This is a genomic window from Vibrio chagasii, from assembly GCA_041879415.1.
Taxonomy (GTDB): domain Bacteria; phylum Pseudomonadota; class Gammaproteobacteria; order Enterobacterales; family Vibrionaceae; genus Vibrio.
This window is the reverse complement of the sequence record CP090851.1, coordinates 863,434-884,376: the sequence shown is the minus strand read 5'-3', so window position 1 is coordinate 884,376 and position 20,943 is coordinate 863,434. Positions and strand designations below refer to the sequence as shown.

15 protein-coding genes and 4 tRNA genes are annotated in these 20,943 nt (G+C 44.9%); 8 read left to right on the top strand and 11 right to left on the bottom strand.

The window, feature by feature from the left end:
- The first annotated feature begins 203 nt into the window (after positions 1 to 203).
- The 3 genes from nrdA (at position 204) to yfaE (ending at position 4,000) form a co-directional block, all read left to right on the top strand.
- Positions 204 to 2,486, top strand: coding sequence for a ribonucleoside-diphosphate reductase subunit alpha (gene nrdA, locus L0991_03980; GenBank protein ID XGB63231.1), 2,283 nt, complete (start codon positions 204 to 206; stop codon positions 2,484 to 2,486).
- Between the two features lie 102 nt (positions 2,487 to 2,588).
- Positions 2,589 to 3,722, top strand: coding sequence for a ribonucleotide-diphosphate reductase subunit beta (nrdB, locus tag L0991_03975; protein ID XGB63230.1), 1,134 nt, complete (start codon positions 2,589 to 2,591; stop codon positions 3,720 to 3,722).
- Entirely contained in the window at positions 3,722 to 4,000 is a 279-nt protein-coding gene (gene yfaE, locus L0991_03970) for a class I ribonucleotide reductase maintenance protein YfaE (GenBank protein XGB63229.1), read from the top strand. Before nrdB ends, yfaE begins: the two co-directional genes overlap by 1 nt.
- 204 nt (positions 4,001 to 4,204) lie before the next feature.
- On the opposite strand, the gene napF is transcribed toward yfaE, so the two are convergent.
- Positions 4,205 to 4,717 (bottom strand): ferredoxin-type protein NapF, encoded by a 513-nt coding sequence (gene napF / locus L0991_03965; GenBank protein XGB63228.1) that lies wholly within the window; start codon positions 4,715 to 4,717, stop codon positions 4,205 to 4,207.
- Positions 4,717 to 5,283, bottom strand: coding sequence for a molecular chaperone (locus tag L0991_03960; protein XGB63227.1), 567 nt, complete (start codon positions 5,281 to 5,283; stop codon positions 4,717 to 4,719). The genes napF and L0991_03960 overlap by 1 nt, the downstream gene beginning before the upstream one ends.
- 199 nt (positions 5,284 to 5,482) lie before the next feature.
- Here L0991_03960 and L0991_03955 point away from each other — a divergent pair, with 199 nt between their 5' ends.
- From L0991_03955 to L0991_03945, 3 genes are read left to right on the top strand one after another with little or no spacing between them, the layout of a single operon-like run.
- Entirely contained in the window at positions 5,483 to 7,921 is a 2,439-nt protein-coding gene (locus tag L0991_03955; protein ID XGB63226.1) for a dimethyl sulfoxide reductase subunit A, read from the top strand.
- 11 nt (positions 7,922 to 7,932) lie between these two features.
- A complete protein-coding gene (dmsB, locus tag L0991_03950) occupies positions 7,933 to 8,553 on the top strand; it encodes a dimethylsulfoxide reductase subunit B (GenBank protein XGB63225.1) in 621 nt (206 codons plus the stop codon).
- A gap of 1 nt (position 8,554) precedes the next feature.
- A complete protein-coding gene (locus tag L0991_03945; protein XGB63224.1) occupies positions 8,555 to 9,400 on the top strand; it encodes a dimethyl sulfoxide reductase anchor subunit in 846 nt (281 codons plus the stop codon).
- A gap of 147 nt (positions 9,401 to 9,547) precedes the next feature.
- On the opposite strand, the gene L0991_03940 is transcribed toward L0991_03945, so the two are convergent.
- Positions 9,548 to 10,786: a CinA family nicotinamide mononucleotide deamidase-related protein gene (locus L0991_03940; GenBank protein XGB63223.1), complete on the bottom strand. Its 1,239-nt coding sequence runs from the start codon at positions 10,784 to 10,786 to the stop codon at positions 9,548 to 9,550.
- Positions 10,787 to 10,996: 210 nt separating this feature from the next.
- Between L0991_03940 and L0991_03935 the strand changes: the two genes are divergently transcribed.
- Both L0991_03935 and L0991_03930 read left to right on the top strand, forming a co-directional pair.
- On the top strand, positions 10,997 to 11,905 hold the full coding sequence (locus L0991_03935) for a DUF3943 domain-containing protein (protein XGB63222.1): 909 nt from the start codon (positions 10,997 to 10,999) through the stop codon (positions 11,903 to 11,905).
- 234 nt (positions 11,906 to 12,139) lie between these two features.
- Positions 12,140 to 12,652 (top strand): transcriptional regulator, encoded by a 513-nt coding sequence (locus tag L0991_03930; protein ID XGB63221.1) that lies wholly within the window; start codon positions 12,140 to 12,142, stop codon positions 12,650 to 12,652.
- A gap of 96 nt (positions 12,653 to 12,748) precedes the next feature.
- Here the strand turns inward: L0991_03930 and nspC are convergent, their stop codons facing one another.
- The 8 genes from nspC to pgsA all read right to left on the bottom strand — a co-directional run bounded on the left by nspC (position 12,749) and on the right by pgsA (position 20,921).
- Positions 12,749 to 13,882 (bottom strand): carboxynorspermidine decarboxylase, encoded by a 1,134-nt coding sequence (gene nspC, locus L0991_03925; GenBank protein XGB63220.1) that lies wholly within the window; start codon positions 13,880 to 13,882, stop codon positions 12,749 to 12,751.
- Positions 13,883 to 14,082: 200 nt separating this feature from the next.
- Positions 14,083 to 15,333, bottom strand: a complete 1,251-nt coding sequence (locus L0991_03920; protein ID XGB63219.1) for a saccharopine dehydrogenase family protein — start codon at positions 15,331 to 15,333, stop codon at positions 14,083 to 14,085.
- An 8-nt stretch (positions 15,334 to 15,341) separates the two neighbouring features.
- Complete coding sequence (locus L0991_03915; GenBank protein XGB63218.1) at positions 15,342 to 18,293, bottom strand: pyridoxal phosphate-dependent class III aminotransferase; 2,952 nt, start codon at positions 18,291 to 18,293, stop codon at positions 15,342 to 15,344.
- 1,349 nt (positions 18,294 to 19,642) lie between these two features.
- A tRNA-Gly gene (locus tag L0991_03910) sits at positions 19,643 to 19,718 on the bottom strand.
- A gap of 30 nt (positions 19,719 to 19,748) precedes the next feature.
- Positions 19,749 to 19,835: transfer RNA gene (locus tag L0991_03905), tRNA-Leu, on the bottom strand.
- 78 nt (positions 19,836 to 19,913) lie between these two features.
- Positions 19,914 to 19,989 (bottom strand) — tRNA-Gly (locus tag L0991_03900).
- A 34-nt stretch (positions 19,990 to 20,023) separates the two neighbouring features.
- Positions 20,024 to 20,097 (bottom strand) — tRNA-Cys (locus tag L0991_03895).
- Positions 20,098 to 20,363: 266 nt separating this feature from the next.
- Entirely contained in the window at positions 20,364 to 20,921 is a 558-nt protein-coding gene (pgsA, locus tag L0991_03890) for a CDP-diacylglycerol--glycerol-3-phosphate 3-phosphatidyltransferase (protein ID XGB63217.1), read from the bottom strand.
- Positions 20,922 to 20,943: the final 22 nt, after the last annotated feature.

Here is a 20,943-nt window from a genome sequence, read left to right as displayed (position 1 = left end):
AAGCAACCCCATTTCTTTGCCTTGAAAAATATCAGTTGTAGCACTATCTTGTAACCCAACAAACAAATGACCCCTATATGTTGTGTTTGAACTACAATGTATGGGTAGACCAAGATCACAAAGCCGAAACGTAATTTACAAAAATTACACAGAAATAGACAAAAACACGGCCTTGTTCAGTTTTGTTAGGGAAATTAAGCAGAATGAACCAACAACTTACTGTTACTAAGCGTAACGGGCGCAAAGAAACGATCGATTTAGAAAAAATCCATCGCGTGATCACATGGGCAGCTGAAGGCTTGCACAATGTTTCTGTATCACAAGTAGAATTGAAAGCTCACATTCAGTTTTACGATGGCATTACCACTACTGATATCCATGAGACAATCATCAAGTCAGCAGCGGATCTAATCTCTGAAGAGACTCCAGATTACCAATATCTTGCAGCACGTCTTGCAGTATTCCACCTACGTAAGAAAGCGTACGGCGAATACGAGCCACCTGCTCTTTACGACCACGTTGCAAAACTGGTTGATATGGGTAAATACGATAGCCACCTAATGGAAGACTACACGAAGGCCGAGTTCGATGAACTTGACTCGTACATCGACCACAAGCGTGACTTAGATTTTTCTTACGCAGCGGTTAAACAGCTTGAAGGTAAATACTTCGTGCAGAACCGTGTAACGAAAGAAATCTACGAGAGTGCTCAGTTCCTTTACATTCTAGTTGCTGCGTGTCTATTCGCTAAATACCCGAAATCGACTCGTCTTGACTACATCAAACGTTTTTACGACGCATCGTCTACGTTTAAGATTTCTCTACCTACACCGATCATGTCTGGTGTACGTACGCCTACTCGTCAATTCAGTTCTTGTGTACTGATCGAGTGTGGTGACAGCCTTGATTCTATCAACGCAACTGCAAGCTCAATTGTTCGTTACGTATCTCAACGTGCTGGTATCGGTATCAACGCAGGTCGTATCCGTGCACTTGGTTCTGAGATTCGCGGTGGTGAAGCGTTCCACACAGGCTGTATCCCTTTCTACAAATACTTCCAAACAGCAGTAAAATGTTGTTCTCAAGGTGGTGTTCGTGGTGGTGCAGCAACGGTATTCTACCCACTATGGCACGGTGAAGTTCAGTCTCTACTAGTACTGAAGAACAACCGTGGTGTTGAAGAGAACCGTGTTCGTCACATGGATTACGGCGTACAGCTGAACAAGCTTATGTACTCTCGTCTAGTTCAAGGTGGCAACATCAGCCTGTTCTCACCATCTGACGTACCTGGCCTATACGACGCGTTCTTCGAAAACCAAGAGCGTTTTGAAGAGCTGTACGTTAAGTACGAAAACGATCCGTCAATCAAGCGTGAAACAGTAAAAGCAGTAGAGCTATTCTCTCTATTAATGCAAGAGCGTGCTTCTACTGGTCGTATCTACATTCAGAACGTTGACCACTGTAATACACACAGCCCGTTTGATTCTGAAGTTGCACCTGTTCGTCAATCTAACCTATGTCTAGAAATCGCGCTGCCAACTAAGCCGCTTTCTAACGTAGAAGATGACGAAGGCGAAATTGCACTATGTACGCTTTCAGCATTTAACCTTGGCGCAATCAACGAACTGGATGACCTAGCAGAGCTTTCTGAACTGGTTGTTCGTGCTCTAGACGCACTTCTTGATTACCAAGATTACCCGCTTCCAGCAGCATACAAGTCGACAATGAACCGTCGTACTCTAGGTGTAGGTGTTATCAATTACGCATACTACCTAGCGAAGAATGGTGTTAAGTACTCTGACGGCAGTGCAAATGGCCTGACTCACCGTACTTTTGAAGCGATTCAATACCACCTACTAAAAGCGTCTGTTGAACTAGCGAAAGAGCAAGGCCGTTGCCCATCTTTCCACGAGACTAACTACGCAAAAGGCCTACTGCCAATCGATACTTACAAAAAAGATATCGACTTAGTATGTGATGAGCCTCTGCACTACGATTGGGATGAGCTACGTGAAGAGATCATGGAGCATGGTCTGCGTAACTCTACGCTAACTGCGCTTATGCCTTCTGAGACCTCGTCTCAAATCTCGAACGCGACTAACGGTATCGAACCACCACGTGGTTACGTATCAGTGAAAGCATCGAAAGACGGCATCCTGAAGCAAGTGGTTCCAGATTTCCTAAATCTTAAGGAGAACTACGAGCTACTTTGGAACATTGGTTCTAACGACGGTTACCTACACCTAGTGGGTATCATGCAAAAATTCGTTGACCAAGCTATCTCTGCAAACACTAACTATGATCCAAGTGTTTACGATAGCGGTAAAGTACCGATGAAGAAGCTGCTTCAAGACCTACTGACTGCTTACAAGTTTGGTGTTAAGACGCTTTACTACCATAACACTCGTGATGGTGCTAAAGACGACCAAGGCGACGCAGTAACAGTGCCGGAAGAAGATTGTGAAGGCGGCGGTTGTAAGATCTAAACCGCAGTAAAATATTAAGACCCCAGAGAAGTTATCTTCTCTGGGTTTAAAGCATTAACAGGGTTCGTTTTATAACGAGTCTTTAAAGGATTTGAGGCATTTATGGCTTACAGTACTTTTTCTCAGAATAAAAATGACCAACTAAAAGAACCAATGTTCTTGGGTCAGTCGGTTAACGTTGCACGTTACGACCAACAAAAATTCGAAATCTTCGAGAAGCTTATCGAGAAGCAGCTTTCTTTCTTCTGGCGTCCAGAAGAAGTAGACGTGTCTAGCGACCGTATCGACTACAACAAGCTTCCTGAGCATGAAAAGCACATCTTCATCTCTAACTTGAAGTACCAAACACTGCTTGATTCTATCCAAGGCCGTAGCCCGAACGTTGCCCTACTTCCACTAGTATCACTACCAGAAGTTGAAACTTGGATTGAGACTTGGTCTTTCTCTGAAACGATTCACTCTCGTTCGTACACGCACATCATCCGTAACATCGTGAATGATCCAGGCCTAGTATTCGACGACATCGTTGAAAACGAAGAGATCCTAAAGCGCGCTAAAGACATCGCGTTCTACTACGACGACCTTATCCAGCTTACTGCGGATTACCACCGCTACGGTGAAGGCAACCACAACATCAACGGCGAAGACGTTAAAATTTCACTTCACGATCTGAAGAAGAAGCTTTACCTATGTCTAATGTCTGTAAACGCACTAGAAGCAATTCGTTTCTACGTAAGTTTTGCATGTTCATTTGCATTCGCTGAGCGTGAGCTAATGGAAGGTAACGCGAAAATCATCAAGCTAATCGCTCGTGATGAAGCACTTCACCTGACTGGTACTCAGCACATGATCAACTTGCTACGTAACGGTCAAGATGACTTCACATTCATGCAAATCGCAGAAGAGTGTAAGCAAGAGTGTTTCGACCTATTCAAGCAAGCGGCTGAACAAGAAAAAGAGTGGGCAGAATACCTATTCAAAGATGGCTCTATGATTGGTCTAAACAAAGATATTCTTTGCCAATACGTTGAGTACATCACTAACATCCGTATGCAAGCTGTTGGTCTTGGTACTGCTTACCCAGAAGCAACATCGAACCCAATTCCATGGATCAACGCTTGGTTATCTTCTGATAACGTACAAGTTGCTCCACAAGAAGCTGAAATCAGTTCTTACCTAGTTGGTCAGATCGACAACGAAGTAAAAGCTGACGACTTTGAAGGATTTGAGCTGTAATGCCAACAATCAAAATCAACAAGCTAACTTCAATTGAATCTAACCCTTCAAATACGCTATTGGAAACAATGGAACAGGCAGGGCTAGAGCCAGAATACAACTGCCGTGATGGCCACTGTGGTGCTTGTCGCTGTACATTAGATTCTGGTGAGGTTGAGTACGTTGGTTTTGCTATGGCTTACACACAAGGTAACGAGATTTTGCCTTGTATCTGCAAAGCGAAATCCGATCTGTCGTTGAGTAACGTGATTCATCGAAACAAGCAAAAGCGCGCTTAATTCGTTCGACTTGTTTCGAATCGCGTCAATTACGCGGCAATTCGAAAGCTTGAAGAAGTACAGCGAAATAGGGTCCGCCTCCTCTAGGAGTGCGGACCCTTTTTGATTTTAATACATGATGATTTGAATACCTTTGCTTTCAATACTCGCTCAACCACTGATTACTGAGACTTCCTATCAACAGCGACAACACTCAGGCCCTTCTTAATGAGTGAGACTCAACGTCACTGAACCGATGTAACAAGCGCTTCTACACTCTCCACAGCCATTACACTTATCTAAAGCGACGCTAGGCAGTTCACCAGCTTCAATCTTTATCGCGCCCGCTGAACAAGCAGTCTGACAGGCGTGACAATCCATTTGCATGTAGTTATTACAGCTATCAGCAAAGTTAGGTTTTAAATCAATGTAAGGCGCTACCGTAGGGTGAAGTGCACCAGTCGGACACGCTTCACTGCATTTGTTGCATATTGAACAGCTGTTGTAATCCAAATTGAGCAGCGCACTGCCCTCTTGTATCTCAATGACACTATTTGGGCACGCTTGCTCACACAAGCCACAGCCGTCACACAGACGCTCAAACAGCACCTCATCAACGGCTCGTGGTGGCCTAGAATGTAAGCGCTGTGATTTCTCTTCATAACTGGCTGCGGCTTTAACAGGTTTAGACAACCGAGTTAAAAAACCACGCCTATTTGAATTTATTTGCTCAGACATTAATCAATATATAACTTTTTATTAGAAACGCTTAATTTATATTCAGATGTTAGGTAATTAAGCCAATCAATTACACTAACTGATAATTTCTTATAAAAAGATAGTTCTGACTTTTTATTTAGAAGTTCTAGATATACAAAAGACCAAGTTAATAAATGAGATTCAAGCAATTCACGAGCTGAATTTATATTATTATTTTCTAACAAATAGGCGTGAGCGAATAACATTAAACCAAACTGATCTTCGGGCTCTCTTAAACCGGTATCTAATTCTATTTGGTTTAATTCTAAAAACTGTCGATACGCGACCGTTGATTCGCCAAACACAACGCGGTCTTTATCGAGGTAAACCGAGCCCCAAGGTGGTGCTGGCATCTCTCCAACCCCTTCAAAAAGGCGGCTAAACTCTGCTGTTAAGTCATCTTCCTGTTCATTTTGAAGGGCTAATAAACAATCTTCTGATAATACTTGGTTTTCAACGAGAGCCTGAACAATATCTATTAACTGCTCTTTACTTTTTGCTTGATAGAATATTGAACCAAGTAATTTATGCGTATCGATAATCATTATTATTTACATCGTGATAGGTTTTAAAACTAATTATATAAATTAAAGCATTTCATTCTTTGATCTAATTTATACATTCAATTCATAAACTTTAAATTTCATACTTATTTGACGCTTATCAATCAACATTTAAATATTAAAAGACAAAAGCAAAACTAACTATAAAGTGCTATCCATCAATAACAATAGGCATCTTAGAATGACGAATAAGAAAGAATCTGGGGTAATGAATCTTACTCGAAGAGGCTTCATGAAAGCTTCTTCTGCGGTAGGTAGTGCAGCCGCACTTGCGGGCGGTATTGCTTTGCCTTTCAAATCCAAACCAGTAGCTGCTGCAGTTGCTGAGAATGTGGATGAGAAAATCGTATGGAGTGCATGTACAGTAAACTGTGGCTCACGCTGCCCGTTACGTATGCATGTACAAAACGGTGAAATCAAATACGTAGAAACAGACAACACGGGTACTGACGAATACGGTCATCACCAAGTGCGTGCATGTCTACGTGGTCGCTCTATGCGTCGCCGTGTTTATAACCCAGATCGCCTTAAGTACCCAATGAAACGTGTCGGTAAACGTGGTGAAGGTAAGTTTAAGCGTATTAGCTGGGAAGAAGCTTTTGATGAAGTCGCTAGCACCATGCAACGCCTTATTAAAGACTATGGTAACGACACCATCTATCTAAACTACGGTACAGGTACACTAGGTGGCACGGTCACGAAATCTTGGCCACCAGCACAAACGCTGATTGCTCGCCTTATGAACCTAAGTGGTGGTTACCTAAACCATTACGGTGACTATTCAACCGCGCAAATCGCGAAAGGCTTGAGCTACACCTACGGTGGTTGGGCAAACAACAACTCTTTCTCTGACTTAGAGAACACTAAGCTTAACATCCAATTTGGTAACAACCCTGCTGAGACTCGTATGTCTGGTGGCGGTCTGATCCACCACTACGTAGAAAGCAAAAACAAATCAAACGCTAGAACGATCATCATCGATCCACGTTACACCGATACTGCCGGTGGCCGTGAAGATCAGTGGATCCCAATTCGTCCGTCTACAGATGCTGCATTGGTTGCGGGTCTTGCGCACGTGATGATCACTGAAGACCTGGTCGACCAACCGTTCCTAGACAAATACTGTGTCGGTTACGATGAGAAGACTCTTCCTGCATCAGCGCCTAAAAACAGCGACTACAAATCTTACATCTTAGGTTTAGGTGAAGACGGCGTAGAAAAAACACCTGAATGGGCTTCTAAGATCACGGGTATCCCAGTCGATACTATAGTTAAACTTGCTCGTGAGATGGGTACAGCGAAGCCGTGTGCTATCCACCAAGGTTGGGGGCTGCAACGTACTGCGAACGGTGAGTTAGCTTGTCGCGCAATCGCAATGCTGTCACTACTAACAGGATCTGTGGGTGTATCTGGCGGTTCTACAGGTGCTCGTGAAAGTGACATCAACATTCCGTTTGTACGCTTCCCTACTGTGCCAAACCCAATTGAAACCTCCATCTCAATGTTCATGTGGACAGACGCTATTCACCGTCACCACGAGATGACCGACATCACTGACGGTGTTCGTGGTGCAGAGCGCCTGAAAAACCCAATCAAGATGATCTGGAACTATGCAGGTAACTGCATAATCAACCAACACTCAGACATCAACAAAACCCACGCGATTCTTCAAGACGAAGATGCGTGTGAAATGATTGTTGTGATTGATAACCACATGACCTCTTCAGCGAAATACGCTGACATCATCCTGCCTGACTTAACCACATCAGAGCAAGACGACTGGTGTATGGATGGTAAAGCATCAAACATGCCTTACTTCATCTACGCACAGAAAGCGATTGAACCTCAGTTCGAAGCAAAATCTATCTACGAGATGTGTACTGAGCTTGCTAAACGCATGGGCGTTGAAAAAGAGTTCACTGAAGGTCGTACTCAAGAGCAGTGGATTGAGCACCTTTACGCAGAAACTCGTAAGAACGACCCAACATTGCCAACCTTCGAAGAGATGAAAGAGCTGGGTATCTATAAGCGTAGCTATGACCACCACTACATCGCTTATGAAGATTTCCGTAAAGATCCTGAAGCGAACCCACTAACCACACCAAGTGGCAAGATCGAGATCTACTCAGAGCAACTGGCTGAGATTGCGAAGACTTGGAAGCTAAAAGAAGACGAAGTGATTCACCCACTTCCAATTTACGCGGACTCTTTCGAAGGCCATAACGATCCACTAGTAGAGAAGTACCCGCTACAACTAACGGGCTTCCACTACAAGGCTCGTACCCACTCCACTTACGGTAACGTTGCAGAGATCAAAGCTGCTGCACCACAAGAGTTGTGGATCAACCCAATCGATGCAAAAGAGCGCGGTATTGAAAACGGCGACATGGTCAGCATTTTTAACGACCGTGGTGAAGTTCATATTCCAGCGAAAGTGACACCAAGGATTCTTCCTCGAGTTGTCGCGCTAGGTGAAGGTGCATGGTACGCACCCGATGGTCAGAAGATCGACCATGCAGGCTCTATCAACGTGCTGACTACTCAGCGCCCGAGCCCACTTGCTAAGGGTAACCCTCAGCACACAAACCTAGTTCAAATTAAAGCGCTAAAGAAAGCATAAGGTAGGTTGGAATGAAACAATACGGCTTTTACATTGATTCAAGTAAATGCACGGGTTGTAAAACCTGTCAGCTTGCTTGTAAAGATTATAACGATCTCGACATCAAAACGAACTACCGTCGCGTCTATGAGTACGCGGGCGGTGGCTTCACTCAAGATGGCGATACCTGGGTTCAGAAAGATGTCTTTTCTTACTACCTGTCTATCGCTTGTAACCACTGTACTAACCCTGCGTGTGTGAAAGTGTGTCCTTCAGGCGCAATGCATAAACGCGATGAAGACGGTTTGGTTGTGGTTGATGAAAGTGTGTGTATCGGTTGTCAGCACTGTAGCAATGCGTGCCCTTACGGCGCACCACAATACAATGCTAAGAAAGGTCACATGACCAAATGCGATGGCTGCTACCAACGTGTCTCTGAAGGCAAACAACCTATCTGTGTTGAGTCTTGCCCACTTCGTGCATTGGAGTTTGGCGAAATCAATACACTTCGCGAGAAGTACGGTTCTGGTGCTGATGTTGCGCCGCTTCCATCTTCTACCGAAACCTTGCCAAACATCGTGATTAAGCTGAACAAAAACGCGAAGCCGACTGGCGATACCAGTGGTCACCTAGCAAACCCTAAGGAGGTGTAAGATGATTTTTCATGAGTGGTCTTTGATCTTCTTTACGGTATTAGCTCAAACGGCTGTCGGTGGCTACCTGCTTATTGGCGCACGTGCACTGGTACTTAGTCATGACGAAGAGAAACTAAACAGCTACAAGATTCCAATGTTCATTCTATGGGCATTAATGGGTCTTGGTTTTATGTTCTCGACAACACACCTGGGCTCTCCACTGCGCGCGTTTAATGCCTTTAACCAGCTAGGTTCGGCTTGGTTGTCTAACGAAGTGTTCTTCGGTGCGGCATTCTTCGCCGTTGGCGGCCTGCAATGGCTACTGTCTGTGGTTAAGAAAGGTGGCCTTGCTATCCAAAAAGCACTGATGGTTGGCGCTATGGTGCTGGGTGTTATCTTTATGTACGCGATGATCAACGTATACATGATCAACACAGTACCTACGTGGGACAACATCTACACACCACTGAGCTTCATCATGACCATGGTTGTGGGTGGCTTGCTGCTATCTCAGTTCGTGATTGTATTTGCAAACGACAGTCGCTTTACGGTTGACCGTAACATCACGATGCTGGCTGTAATTGCTGTTGCGATCAGCTTGCTTGTGACTGTCGGAAAACTGAACTTAATCGGTGACATCCAAACTTCTGTAGCAAAAGCTTCAGAGTTGGTTGATGGTCTAGGCAGCTATGTGATTCTTCAAGTTGCATTGCTAATGGCAAGCTTACTGATTTGGATTCTACCTATGCTCAACAAAGCAAAAGTGAATCCAGTAAATCTAGGACTAGCATTGGTGCTGTTCTTAGCGTCAGAGTTAATCGGCCGTGGCTTGTTCTACAGCCTACATATGACAAGCGGTTTGTAATCACAGACTCCTTACTTGGTTATCTAGAAGGCTAGATAAACTAAAGGCCCAACACCTATTTAGATGTTGGGCCTTTTTATTTGCTCTGTCTTAACCTTAGTTCAAGAGGCCTTAGCTCAAGAGAACTTGGTTAGTGACAAAAGCGGCTTACTTGATGATCGCTGAAGGGATAAACATATCCTTCACGCGTTTTACTGACGAGTAATCACCAAACATAGGTTTATTGTCTAGATGTCTTCTTAGCATGTCCGCAGCGACCGTTTTGATGATAGTGCGTGCATCTTCGCGCTTATATTGGCGGTAAAACTCCAGCACTTGCCCCCACTCACCCGCTTCGCTCGATAAAGCAACACTAAAGGTATTACCCTCTAACTTACCCGTGACTAAGGCTAACTCAGTGCCGCACTTTTCTCTTGTCGCGCCAGCCAGAGCAAACGTTGCGGCTAGTGGGTCGTTCTTTTCAAGCTCGCTCTCTTTTGGCTCTGCCATTACCCAAGAGTGACCGAAGCAATCTTCAACTTGTTCATTCGATTGTAGCCAAGCCGAAAGTGCACCTTTGGTTGATACTTCCGATACCGACAAGGTTTTCTTTTTATCCGCCATAATATGACCGATATGGTCGATCATAGGCTCATCAACACTGACAACGTTGCTCTCTAGCAGCTTGTACACCATTTGCAGTAGCTTAACGCGAGTTTCTAAATCCGACTTAGGCCCAAACAGTTTCACTTCAATAAACGGAAGGTAAGAGCGATAGCCCAGTTCATAACCTTCAGGCAGTTTCAATTGGTCTAACACATCAGAAATACCAGACTCGGATAAACCAAAGGTAAACAAACGGCTGCATTCAGACGCGACTACTTGAGGATAAGTGCGAGCAAGATCAGGGATGATTTCAAAGCTCACCATGCGCTTAAACTCACTCGGTACGCCCGGTGTGAAATAGAAAGTCGCATCGTTAATCTTCAGCTTGAAGCCACATGCAGTACCAACAGGGTTATCGACGATTTCTGAGCTCGCTGGCAGCAAAGCTTGCTTTAGGTTGCTGTCTGGCATCGGCATGCCACGTCCAGAAAACATCTCTTCCATACGCTTTAGCCATTCAGGAAACATGACTAGTTTCTGCTCTGACGCCGCCGCAGCAGCCGCCGCGCTCATATCATCGGTAGTCGGGCCTAATCCACCATTCACGATAACCACATCGTAGTTAAAGCTCAGCATCAACAACTCTTCGACTAAGGCATTCATTTGGTCACCAACAGTGGAGCGTTTAGCCAAAGCAAAACCATGTTGGTAAAACTCAGCTGACATCCAAGCCGCGTTCGTGTCTACAATGTCTCCGTGAAGAACTTCTTCACCTGTGCTTAACATTGCGATTTTCGTCATGTTTCTATCCCTTGTAGTCATAAAAAGACGCTGCATTATCTACAAACTGGTCTATGTTTGAGTTTGAGCTATTTTGCTTTTTAACAAATATTAATAATGTTAAATCTAAGGTTTTCTTAGGAAAAGCGATAAATTATTAGTTCCCTATATCAGGCATTTAATGGATAATTGTGACCCTGATCAATTCGAAACTTTCTCATGGAGACCCTTGTGGCCAAATCACCGTTACTAGCAAAGGTTACTGCTGCATTTTCAATGCTAATGTCAGTTAACTCGGTTGCAAGCCAATACGACTTCGACCAGCCAATCAACCTTTCTTATTCGGATGAATGTGCTCAAGATTACTGTGTAAATGATAGCTTGTACACCTACAAGCCTAGTACCAATTACGCACTGAGCGAATCTAGCGAAGAGTATGATTTCTCAATCCAACAACCAAAACACCTTTTGGTCAGTGAAGAGAAAGATTGGGATTACCTAATGGGTCAAACTTACACCATTCTTGGCTTAAGTGTGGCGACCGTTGGTTTAATGACCTTCTTACCTGAAAGTATCACTAAATGGGACGACGACCAACGTGACTTAAGTAAGCTAGGTCAAAAGTGGAAAGATAACGTATCTGAAGGCCCAGTGTGGGACCGTGACGAACACTTCCTAAACTATGTAATGCACCCTTACTTTGGTGGTGTTTACTACACAGCTGCACGTCACGCAGGTTACAACGAGTTTGAATCTTTCATGTACTCTTGGACGATGTCGACATTCTTCTGGGAATACGGTGTAGAAGCATTTGCTGAAGTGCCTTCATGGCAAGACCTTTTCATCACACCTTTCTTTGGTGCGGTTGTGGGTGAAATAATGCTAGAAACCGAGCAAGACATAATTGCTTCAGGTGGTGAAGTGATGGGCTCTCAAACCATGGGTGACGTTTCTCTATTCTTCCTAAACCCTGTTGGTCATATCCATTACTGGGTTAGCGATGCATGGGGTGGTGACGCAGAAGTTAACCTGAACACTAACCCTTGGTGGGATAACCAAGATGCCGCGAAATTCGCTTACGATGCTGGCGCGCCATACGATTCTCAGTTTGTTGGTATGAACTTTAAAGTAACCTTCTAATACAACAACCTGATTGCTTTCGGTAATAACCAAAACTTTTCTAAAAAGCGGCTCATAAGCCGCTTTTTTTGTGCCCTACTCTTCATTCTCTTTTTTTGCGACGCAGCTTAGTTTCAAAAATTGACGCAGGTCAAACATTGTTCGATGTAAACTTCTACACTGAAATTAAAGAACTTTATCGCTTAATATCAAACATTTAATTAGCAATGATTAATTGAGACTTTGGGGGCTGATATGAACACTACATTTATCGTAAACTTTATCGGAAAAGCGTCACCAGCGACGATCAAGCAACTCGCTGCGGTGACTCATGAAAACGACGGCAAGTGGCTCATCAGTAAAGTGAATTTTATTGAAGACCAAGTAGCAGGTGTGCTCAAGGTTCAGCTTCCAGCTATCAATGAATCGATTGTTAAAGAGGCATTCAGTGCTAACCCAGATCTGATTGTTCAATTCGTTGATTCAGACCATGCACATAATGTTCAAGATACCATTCACCATCTGAGACTCGATTCTAACGATCGCGCCGGTATCGTTAATGAAGTCACTCACGTGCTCGATAGACAAGGTATCAATATTCTCGATATGGATTGCCAACGTGTATTTATTGCCGGTGGTGGTGGTGTCAGTTCAAGCCTATTCACTTCTAAGATCGCGGTGAAGCTACCAATTGAAGTGCAAATCGATGACGTGGTCAATGAGCTAGAAACTCTCAGTGAAGATACTCGAGTAATGGTTGAGAACTAGCCAGTAGCAGTGAGTGGTTACTATTGCTATTCATGACTCCCTAACAATAAAAAGAGCAGCACCTGGCTGCTCTTTTTTTCTAAACCTGCGACTCAATTACTTCACTGACCACTGTGACAATGAGCGTTTAAAGTCTTGATAGCCAAACTCATTCAGCTTTTGTACTTCGCCATTGCTGCGCTCACAGTAGATTGATGGCATCTTCAGGCCGTTGAACCAGTTTAGCTTCACCATGGTGTAACCTGCGCTGTCCAACAAGTGAAGTTTTTGACCAATCTGTAGTGGCTCATCAAAGCTCGCCTCGCAGAACTGATCACCCGCCAAACATGAACATGAACCAATCACATAATCATGACTGCCGTTTTCAGACGCTTCTAATACCGATGCTGGTTCATTGTAGATAAGCGTATCAAGTCGATGTGCTTCGGTTGCAGAATCCACAATCGCCGTTTTCTTCACGTTCTCAACAATATCAACCACAGTCACAACTAAATCCGTTGTTTTGGTGATGATCGCTTCTCCCGGCTCGAGGTACATTTGCACGCCGTGCTTTTCAGAGAAGGCTTTTAGCGCAAGGCCAAGCTTCTCAATATCGTAGCCCGGCCAAGTGAAGAATACGCCACCGCCCATGCTCACCCAATCTAACTTATCTAGGTGCTCACCAAACTGCTCAGAGATTGAATCAAGCAGACCAATGAAAGCATCAACGTCTTTATTCTCACAGTTCATGTGGAACATAACACCGTCAATATCTTCAAAAACCTCAGGCTTGATATGATCCGCTTGAACACCTAAACGGGAAAACTGACGCGCAGGGTTTGCTAGATCTTGCCCTGCGTAGCTCACACCAGGGTTTAGACGTAGGCCCAACGACGCCTTGCCTTCAACGATATGACGGTAAGCGGCCAGTTGGCTTTGCGAGTTGAAGATCATCTTATCGCAGATGTCAGCCACTTCTCTCACGTCATCTTCGCTGTAACCCACACTGTATGCGTGCGTCTCACCGCCAAACGTTTCGTGACCAAGCTTTACTTCGTATGGGCCAGAGCTTGTCGTGCCGTCCAAATAAGGCTTAATGATGTCAAACACACCCCATGTAGAGAAGCACTTAAGTGCCAGTACTAACTTCACACCTGAAATGTCTTTCAGCTGCTTAGCTTTCTCTAAGTTCGCGATCAACTTATCTTCGTTGATCATGAAGTAAGGCGTTTTTAGTTCGTTGTTTTGCATGTTAATACCTTGCAGCCCTCGAGTTCACGAAGACACATGATAATCGAACAAAGCCGACGCGGATGCACCGGCTTATCATTATACGTTGTTGTCATTCCGAGCGAATTCGCAGAACTTTGCCCTTGTAGCTAGGACATCGCGCGGAGTTTACGAATGTAAATGAGCACGATGGACAACGCAACGAGGGCAAAGAGCCAGAATTACTTCAAAGTATGGATTAGAGGTAGACCCTGCCTCGGCTCTAGCTCTTGAACATGCCAATCTAGACCAATTTCAGGCATGGTTGCTAGGAACGGGTCTGGGTTCAGCTGTTCCATGTTGAATACACCTTTATCAGCCCATTCGCCACGGAAGAACTGAAGTGCAGCGGTAATTGCCGGAACACCTGTAGTGTAAGAGATCGCTTGGTGTTCTACATCTGCGTAAGCAACTTCATGATCGGCGTTATTGTAGATAAACACACTGCGCTCTTTACCATCTTTCTTACCTTGCACCCAAGTACCGATACACGTTAAGCCTGTGTAACCCGGAGCAAGAGACGTTGGATCTGGCAGTAGCGCTTTAAGAACGTGCAAAGGCTGAACCACAGTACCATCGTGTAATGTTAATGGATCTGGACTTAGTAGGCCGATATCACGCATGCAGTTGAAGTAGTTTAGGTACTTATCACCAAAGCCCATCCAGAATTCGATTCGCTTAGCTGGGATGAACTCTTTCATAGAACGAACTTCATCGTGCGCCATTGAGTACACTTTGTGAGTGCCACAGTTCGGGAAGTCAAACTCAAGCATACGAGAGTGACAAGGTACTTGCTTCCACTCTTCATTTTCCCAGTAGAAAGAGTCACCTTGGATCTCAAGCATGTTGGTTTCTGGGTCAAAGTTTGTCGCAAACTTCTTACCGTGGTCACCTGCGTTTACATCCATTACGTCGATCGTGTCGATCTCATCGAATAGGTGCTTTACCGCGTGCGCTGCAAACACTGAAACCACACCTGGATCGAAACCTGCACCAAGAATACCTGTGATGCCAGCTTCAGCGAACTTCTCACGGTAACCCCACTGCCAATCGTAAGCTTCTGGTACTTGCTGGCCTTCAGAACATAGGTCAACCGCTACCGATGTATCTAAGTAAGACACTTTTGCTTGATAACACGCTTCCATGATTGCCATGTTTACCCAAGGAGGACCAGCGTTGATGACTAGATCTGGTTTCACTTCATTAATCAGAGCAACAAGTGCATCAACATCGTCAGCGTTTACTGCGCGAGCTTCTAGTTTCTTAGTTGAATCTTTAAGGTTGTTCTTACCTTTGATTGATTCGATGATTTTTTCACACTTCGCGATGGTACGAGAAGCGATTGTGATATCACCCAGTACTTCGTTATTTTGTGCTGCTTTATGTGCAACAACCCAACCAACGCCGCCTGCACCAATTTGTAGAATAGCCATAGTATTAATTATCCTTGTTGTTCTGCTAGCTCTGTAGCTAGAGTTTGAATTTTGTTAATGAGAGATTGGAAATCTGAAGTCTTTAAGCACGGATTCAAGATCGTGAATTTAAGCGCGCTTTTACCATCCACTACCGTTTCACCAAGTACCGCAACGCCACGAGTCAGCGCTTCTAGTCTTAGTGTCTGATTGAGCTTGTCTAAATCTAAATCACCGTTTGCTGACAGCTTGCTATTTGGAGTAGATCGGAACAGCACTGTTGATAATGACGGCTCCGCGAGCAGCTCCAAGTCAGCTTGGTTTTGAATCAGGTCTGCCACTTCTAGCGTTTGCTCAAGAAGATGATCGTACATGTCGCCTAATTGCTTTGGCCCCACGCTCTGCATCGTCATAAAGACTTTCAATGCATCAAAACGCTTGGTGGTCGCGATAGACTTGTCGACTAAGTTCGGCAGTTCATCGTGTTCACGGTTTAGGTAATCTGCGTGATGCAGTAGGTACTTAAAGTTCGCTTTGTCTTTCAACAACACCGCGCCGCAGCTGACTGTTTGATAGAAAAGCTTGTGGAAATCGACACTCACAGAGTCCGCTTTTTCAATGCCTTGTAAGCGAGCCTTGTGGCTACTCAAAATAAGCGCGCCACCGTAAGCACTGTCGACATGGAACCAAAGGCCCTGTTGGCTTGCGATATCTGCAATCGCATCAAGGTCATCGATCGCACCGTGGTCGGTTGTACCTGCCGTGCCAACTACCGCAAAAGGAATCAGCCCTTGCGCTTTTAGCGCTTTCACTTCTGCATCTAATAAATCTGGTTTGATGGTGCCGTTTGCGTTTGTCTCAACACAGCACACTGCACTCTCGCCTAAGCCAAGTAGTGACGCAGATTTTTGAACCGTAAAGTGAGATTTGTTTGAACACAAGATACGAAGCTTGCTCGCATACTCCGGCAGACCTAACTTTTGAATTGAGTGACCGTTGTGCTTATCAGCAACCCAGTCTCTCGCGAGCAATAAGCCCATTAGATTACTTTGCGTGCCGCCACTGGTGAAAACACCGTCCGCTTGCTCGCCAAGTTGGTACTTATCACACATCCAATCGACCACGCGCTGTTCAACGTACGTTGCAGCCGATGCTTGGTCCCATGAGTCCATAGATTGATTCAGAGCGGCGATAATCGATTCCGCCGCTACCGATGCGATGAGAGGAGGCGTATGAAGGTGTGCAATACAGTCTGGGTGTTGCACAAAGATAGAGTTAGCCGCGACTAGATCAGCGGTACTGTCCACAACATCAACCAAAGCGTGCTGGTGGTTATCGAGATCGACAGCATTGATAGCCGCTTCTAGCACTTTTGGATCAAGTCCTGAATAAGGGGTTTCAACCTGCTCAAAAACCGCTTTCATCGCCTGAGTGGTTTGGTTCATCACGTTGGCAAACTCGTCACTACCACGAGGGCCAGTATGAATGAAATGCTTATTCCATTCTTGGTTTGGCTGTTCACCACAAGCTCGCTGTTCTTGAACACCGCCACCAGCCGCAATGATGGCTTCTTCCATCACACCTAGAGCAAAATCAATCTGTTCGAAAGAGATAATCATCGGTGGCAGGAAGCGAATCACTGAGCCATCACGACCGCCTTTCTCAACCATTAAACCGCGCTCTAGTGCTGCACGTTGGATCGCCAGCGTCAGTTCGCCATCCGATTTCGGCTCACCAAATTTATTAAGTTCACCGTTTGGTTGCTTGATCTCAGCGCCAAGCATCAGGCCTTTACCACGAACTTCAGCAATACAGTTCACGCGAGATTGGATTTTTTCTAGACCTTGACGTAGATATTGGCCGGCAATCTTTGCATGCTCAACCAAGCCGTCACGCTCGATGATTTCTAACGCTTTCGCACCAGATACCATTGCTAATTGATTACCACGGAAGGTTCCTGTGTGTTCGCCCGCTTTCCAAGTGTCGATACTCTTGTCAAACACAAGCAATGACATTGGAAGTCCGCCACCGATCGCTTTAGACAGACACAAGATATCAGGGTTAACGCCCGACTCTTCAAACGCGAATCGATGACCGGTTTTACCGACACCACACTGAATTTCATCAAAAATCAGTAGGATACCGTGTTCGTCACAGATGTGACGCAAGCCTTGCAGCCAAGACGCAGGAGCTGGAATCACACCGCCCTCACCCTGTACGGGCTCAACGATCATTGCAGCTGGCTTCATGATGCCAGACTCATCATCGTTCAACATGCGTTCGATGTAACGAATACTTGCGTTAGCCCCTGCTTCTCCGCCAATGCCAAACGGGCAGCGTAGGTTGTAGGGGAAAGGCATAAAGTGCACGTCAGACATCAAACCGCTGCGACGTTCTTTTGTGCCTAGGTTACCCATCATGCCCATGGTGCCATTAGTCATGCCATGGTAAGCACCGCGGAAAGCAAACATGGTATTGCGACCTGTGGTTTGTTTGGCTAGTTTAATCGCCGCTTCAACAGCATCTGCACCGGATGGACCACAGAATTGAATCACTGAGTTGTTTGAAAACTCTTGAGGAAGAAAGGCTTTCACTCGCTTGATAAACGTCTCTTTTGCTTGAGTCGTGATATCAAGAGTTTGGTATGGCAAACCAGAATCGAGTTGGTCTTTGAGTGCTTGGTTAATTTCTGGGTGGTTATAACCCAGAGAAAGTGTACCCGCACCGGCTAAGCAATCTAAAAATAGTTGTCCACGAGTATCTTCAACCAAGGCACCGCATGCTCGCTTGATAGCAATTGGTAGGCGTCTTGGGTATGAGCGAACATCCGATTCGTGCTGCTCTTGCTCAAGCAAAATAGTATCAGGTGTTAGGTCATAGGTACCCTCTACGATAGGAACCATAGTTGAAAATGAATTTGCGATAGTGTTGATATCGACTTCAAAGGCGGTAGTCATAAAAATTCCCTTGAATATGTTCATACTCACCTCCAGCAAACACAAATACACACCAGCCCTCTCGATTAACAAGAGTTCTTAATGAAATACGCATATTGTCTAGAAATGAGATATAGCTGTACGCCCGCATAAGTCAAACGACGAATACGAAATTAAGCTGCCTTAAGACAGTGAGAAATTGTTAGCGCGAGCTCAAGGTTCAGTAATGCTACTGTTTTGAAGAATTGGACATTTTTGCAGGATCGGGCAGCTATGAGGAGCTGGTCCCTTTGGAAATGCAGAGCTGATTAGCAATGTTGTAGTTAGTATGTTCAATGTTGGGTTTCCCATTAGCATGGCGAACTGCGCCATAAGTATCCCGTCTATCAGCTAAAGGACTAGCCGATACCTACCCTACGTAATGTCCCAATCAGCAAGAATGGTCATTACGCGTATCCCCCAGAAAGCAATCGCGGCTCTTTTTGAACATCGGCCGTTCCGAGATTGCGCGGGAAAGTAACATAAAGTGAAACGAACTATCAATAGTTTTTAAGAAACGCTTAATTAATACGCGCAGTGAGTGAGAAATTGCTTTAAATATCACCAATGTAAGTTTAAAAAGCGAGATCCCCGGTTCGTTCGTCCCTCACGCCCGAGGATGACGGTGTGGGTATATAAACGCTGTTAGAGAAGCTTTAAGCCGCTTTCGGTAGATGATGACAAACTAAGTACCCAAAAGGTGTGTTACGAAGGCTTCGAGCTTAATCCTTTTTCGTCATTCCCTAGCGCGAGGTACGAGCTCATAGGGAATCTCGCTTTTAAAGTTCTAAGTGATAGAAATGAAGTTTGATTACGGGTTCGAACAAGGAGAATACTGATATGGAAACGCTGACGACAGAAACCAAAAAGCCCAAACATTTCGATTCGGGCTTCTTAATTTGGATAGACGCGGCCGGCTAGGACACGGGGTCAACTCGTGACCTAATGTCTCAAATTACTTTAGTATGTTTCAGATGCAAAAAGCTCGTCATTTCTAACGAGCCTTTTCTAATTGGAACGACGCGGCCGGCTAGGACACGGGGTCAACTCGTGACCTAATGTCTCAAATTACTTTAGTATGTTTCAGATGCAAAAAGCTCGTCATTTCTGACGAGCCTTTGCTAATTGGAGTGACGCGGCCGGCTAGGACACGGGGTCAACTCGTGACCTAATGTCTCAAATTACTTTAGTATGTTTTAGATGCAAAAAGCTCGTCATTTCTAACGAGCCTTTTCTAATTGGAACGACGCGGCCGGCTAGGTACACGGGGTCAACTCATGACCTGATGTCTTAAATAGCTTTAGTGTGTTTCAGATGCGAAAAAGGCTCATCATCTCTGATGAGCCTTTTCAAATTGGAGCGACACACGAGGTTCGAACTCGTGACCTCAACCTTGGCAAGGTTGCGCTCTACCAGCTGAGCTAGTGTCGCATTTGCTTTATCGAGATAAAGACTTGTAGATGGTGCCCCGGGCCGGACTTGAACCGGCACAACGCGAACGTCGAGGGATTTTAAATCCCTTGTGTCTACCAATTCCACCACCAGGGCACGCAATTCTTTATTGCGATGCCGATTACTGAAAAGTAAAACACCATCTTATGTTGACGCCAATCAACATACAAAATTTGGAGCGACACACGAGGTTCGAACTCGTGACCTCAACCTTGGCAAGGTTGCGCTCTACCAGCTGAGCTAGTGTCGCATTTCATTATTCTTCTCTTAAAGTAGAGAGATAATGGAGGCGCCTCCCGGAGTCGAACCGAGGTCCACGGATTTGCAATCCGCTGCATAGCCACTCTGCCAAGGCGCCTTAGTAGCTCCAATCGAATCGCTCATTGCCATCCTCTTGGGTACGGGATGCATTCTACGGATTCGAGCGGATGAGTCAATAATATTTTTGTATTTTTAATTCGTTTGAATAGATTTCATACTAAACGGGCTAAATAGCTGACTTTATGTGCAAAACACACCGTGTATCGGCTATTCAAAAGAGATCTATATCACATTAGATATCCATTATTGATTATTTGACCTTAGGTTAAAGATCAAAAAAGCGAGCCTTAGCTCGCTTCTTCATCAATGGTGTTTTTCGTCTAACAAATCGTCTTTGGCAGCCATTAAGTATTGTGCCATCGACCAGTAGGTTAGAATCGTTGCAACGTACAGAGCAATGTAGCCAACCCAAATCATCCAATCGTCATAGCGCCAGATAAGCACCCACAACGCAAACATCTGAGAAACCGTCTTAACTTTACCGACCCAAGAAACCGCGACGCTTGCACGTTTACCGATTTCAGCCATCCACTCACGAAGTGCGGAGATGATGATCTCTCGAGCTATCATGGTCACAGCTGGGATAGTGACCCAAATTGAGTGGTAATGCTCGGTAATCAAAATAAGAGCCGTAGCAACCAGCACTTTGTCTGCGACTGGGTCAATAAAGGCACCAAAACGAGACGTTTGCCCTAGCTTACGAGCAAGCATGCCATCTAACCAGTCAGTAAAACCCGCTACCCAAAAAACCATCGCAGCAGCAAAAGGAGCCCATTGGTAAGGTAGGTAAAAAACAACAACGAATACTGGGATCAAAAATAGTCTCAGTAAGGACAAAATGTTAGGTATATTCAAACGCATATTATTGGGCTCTTATTAATTG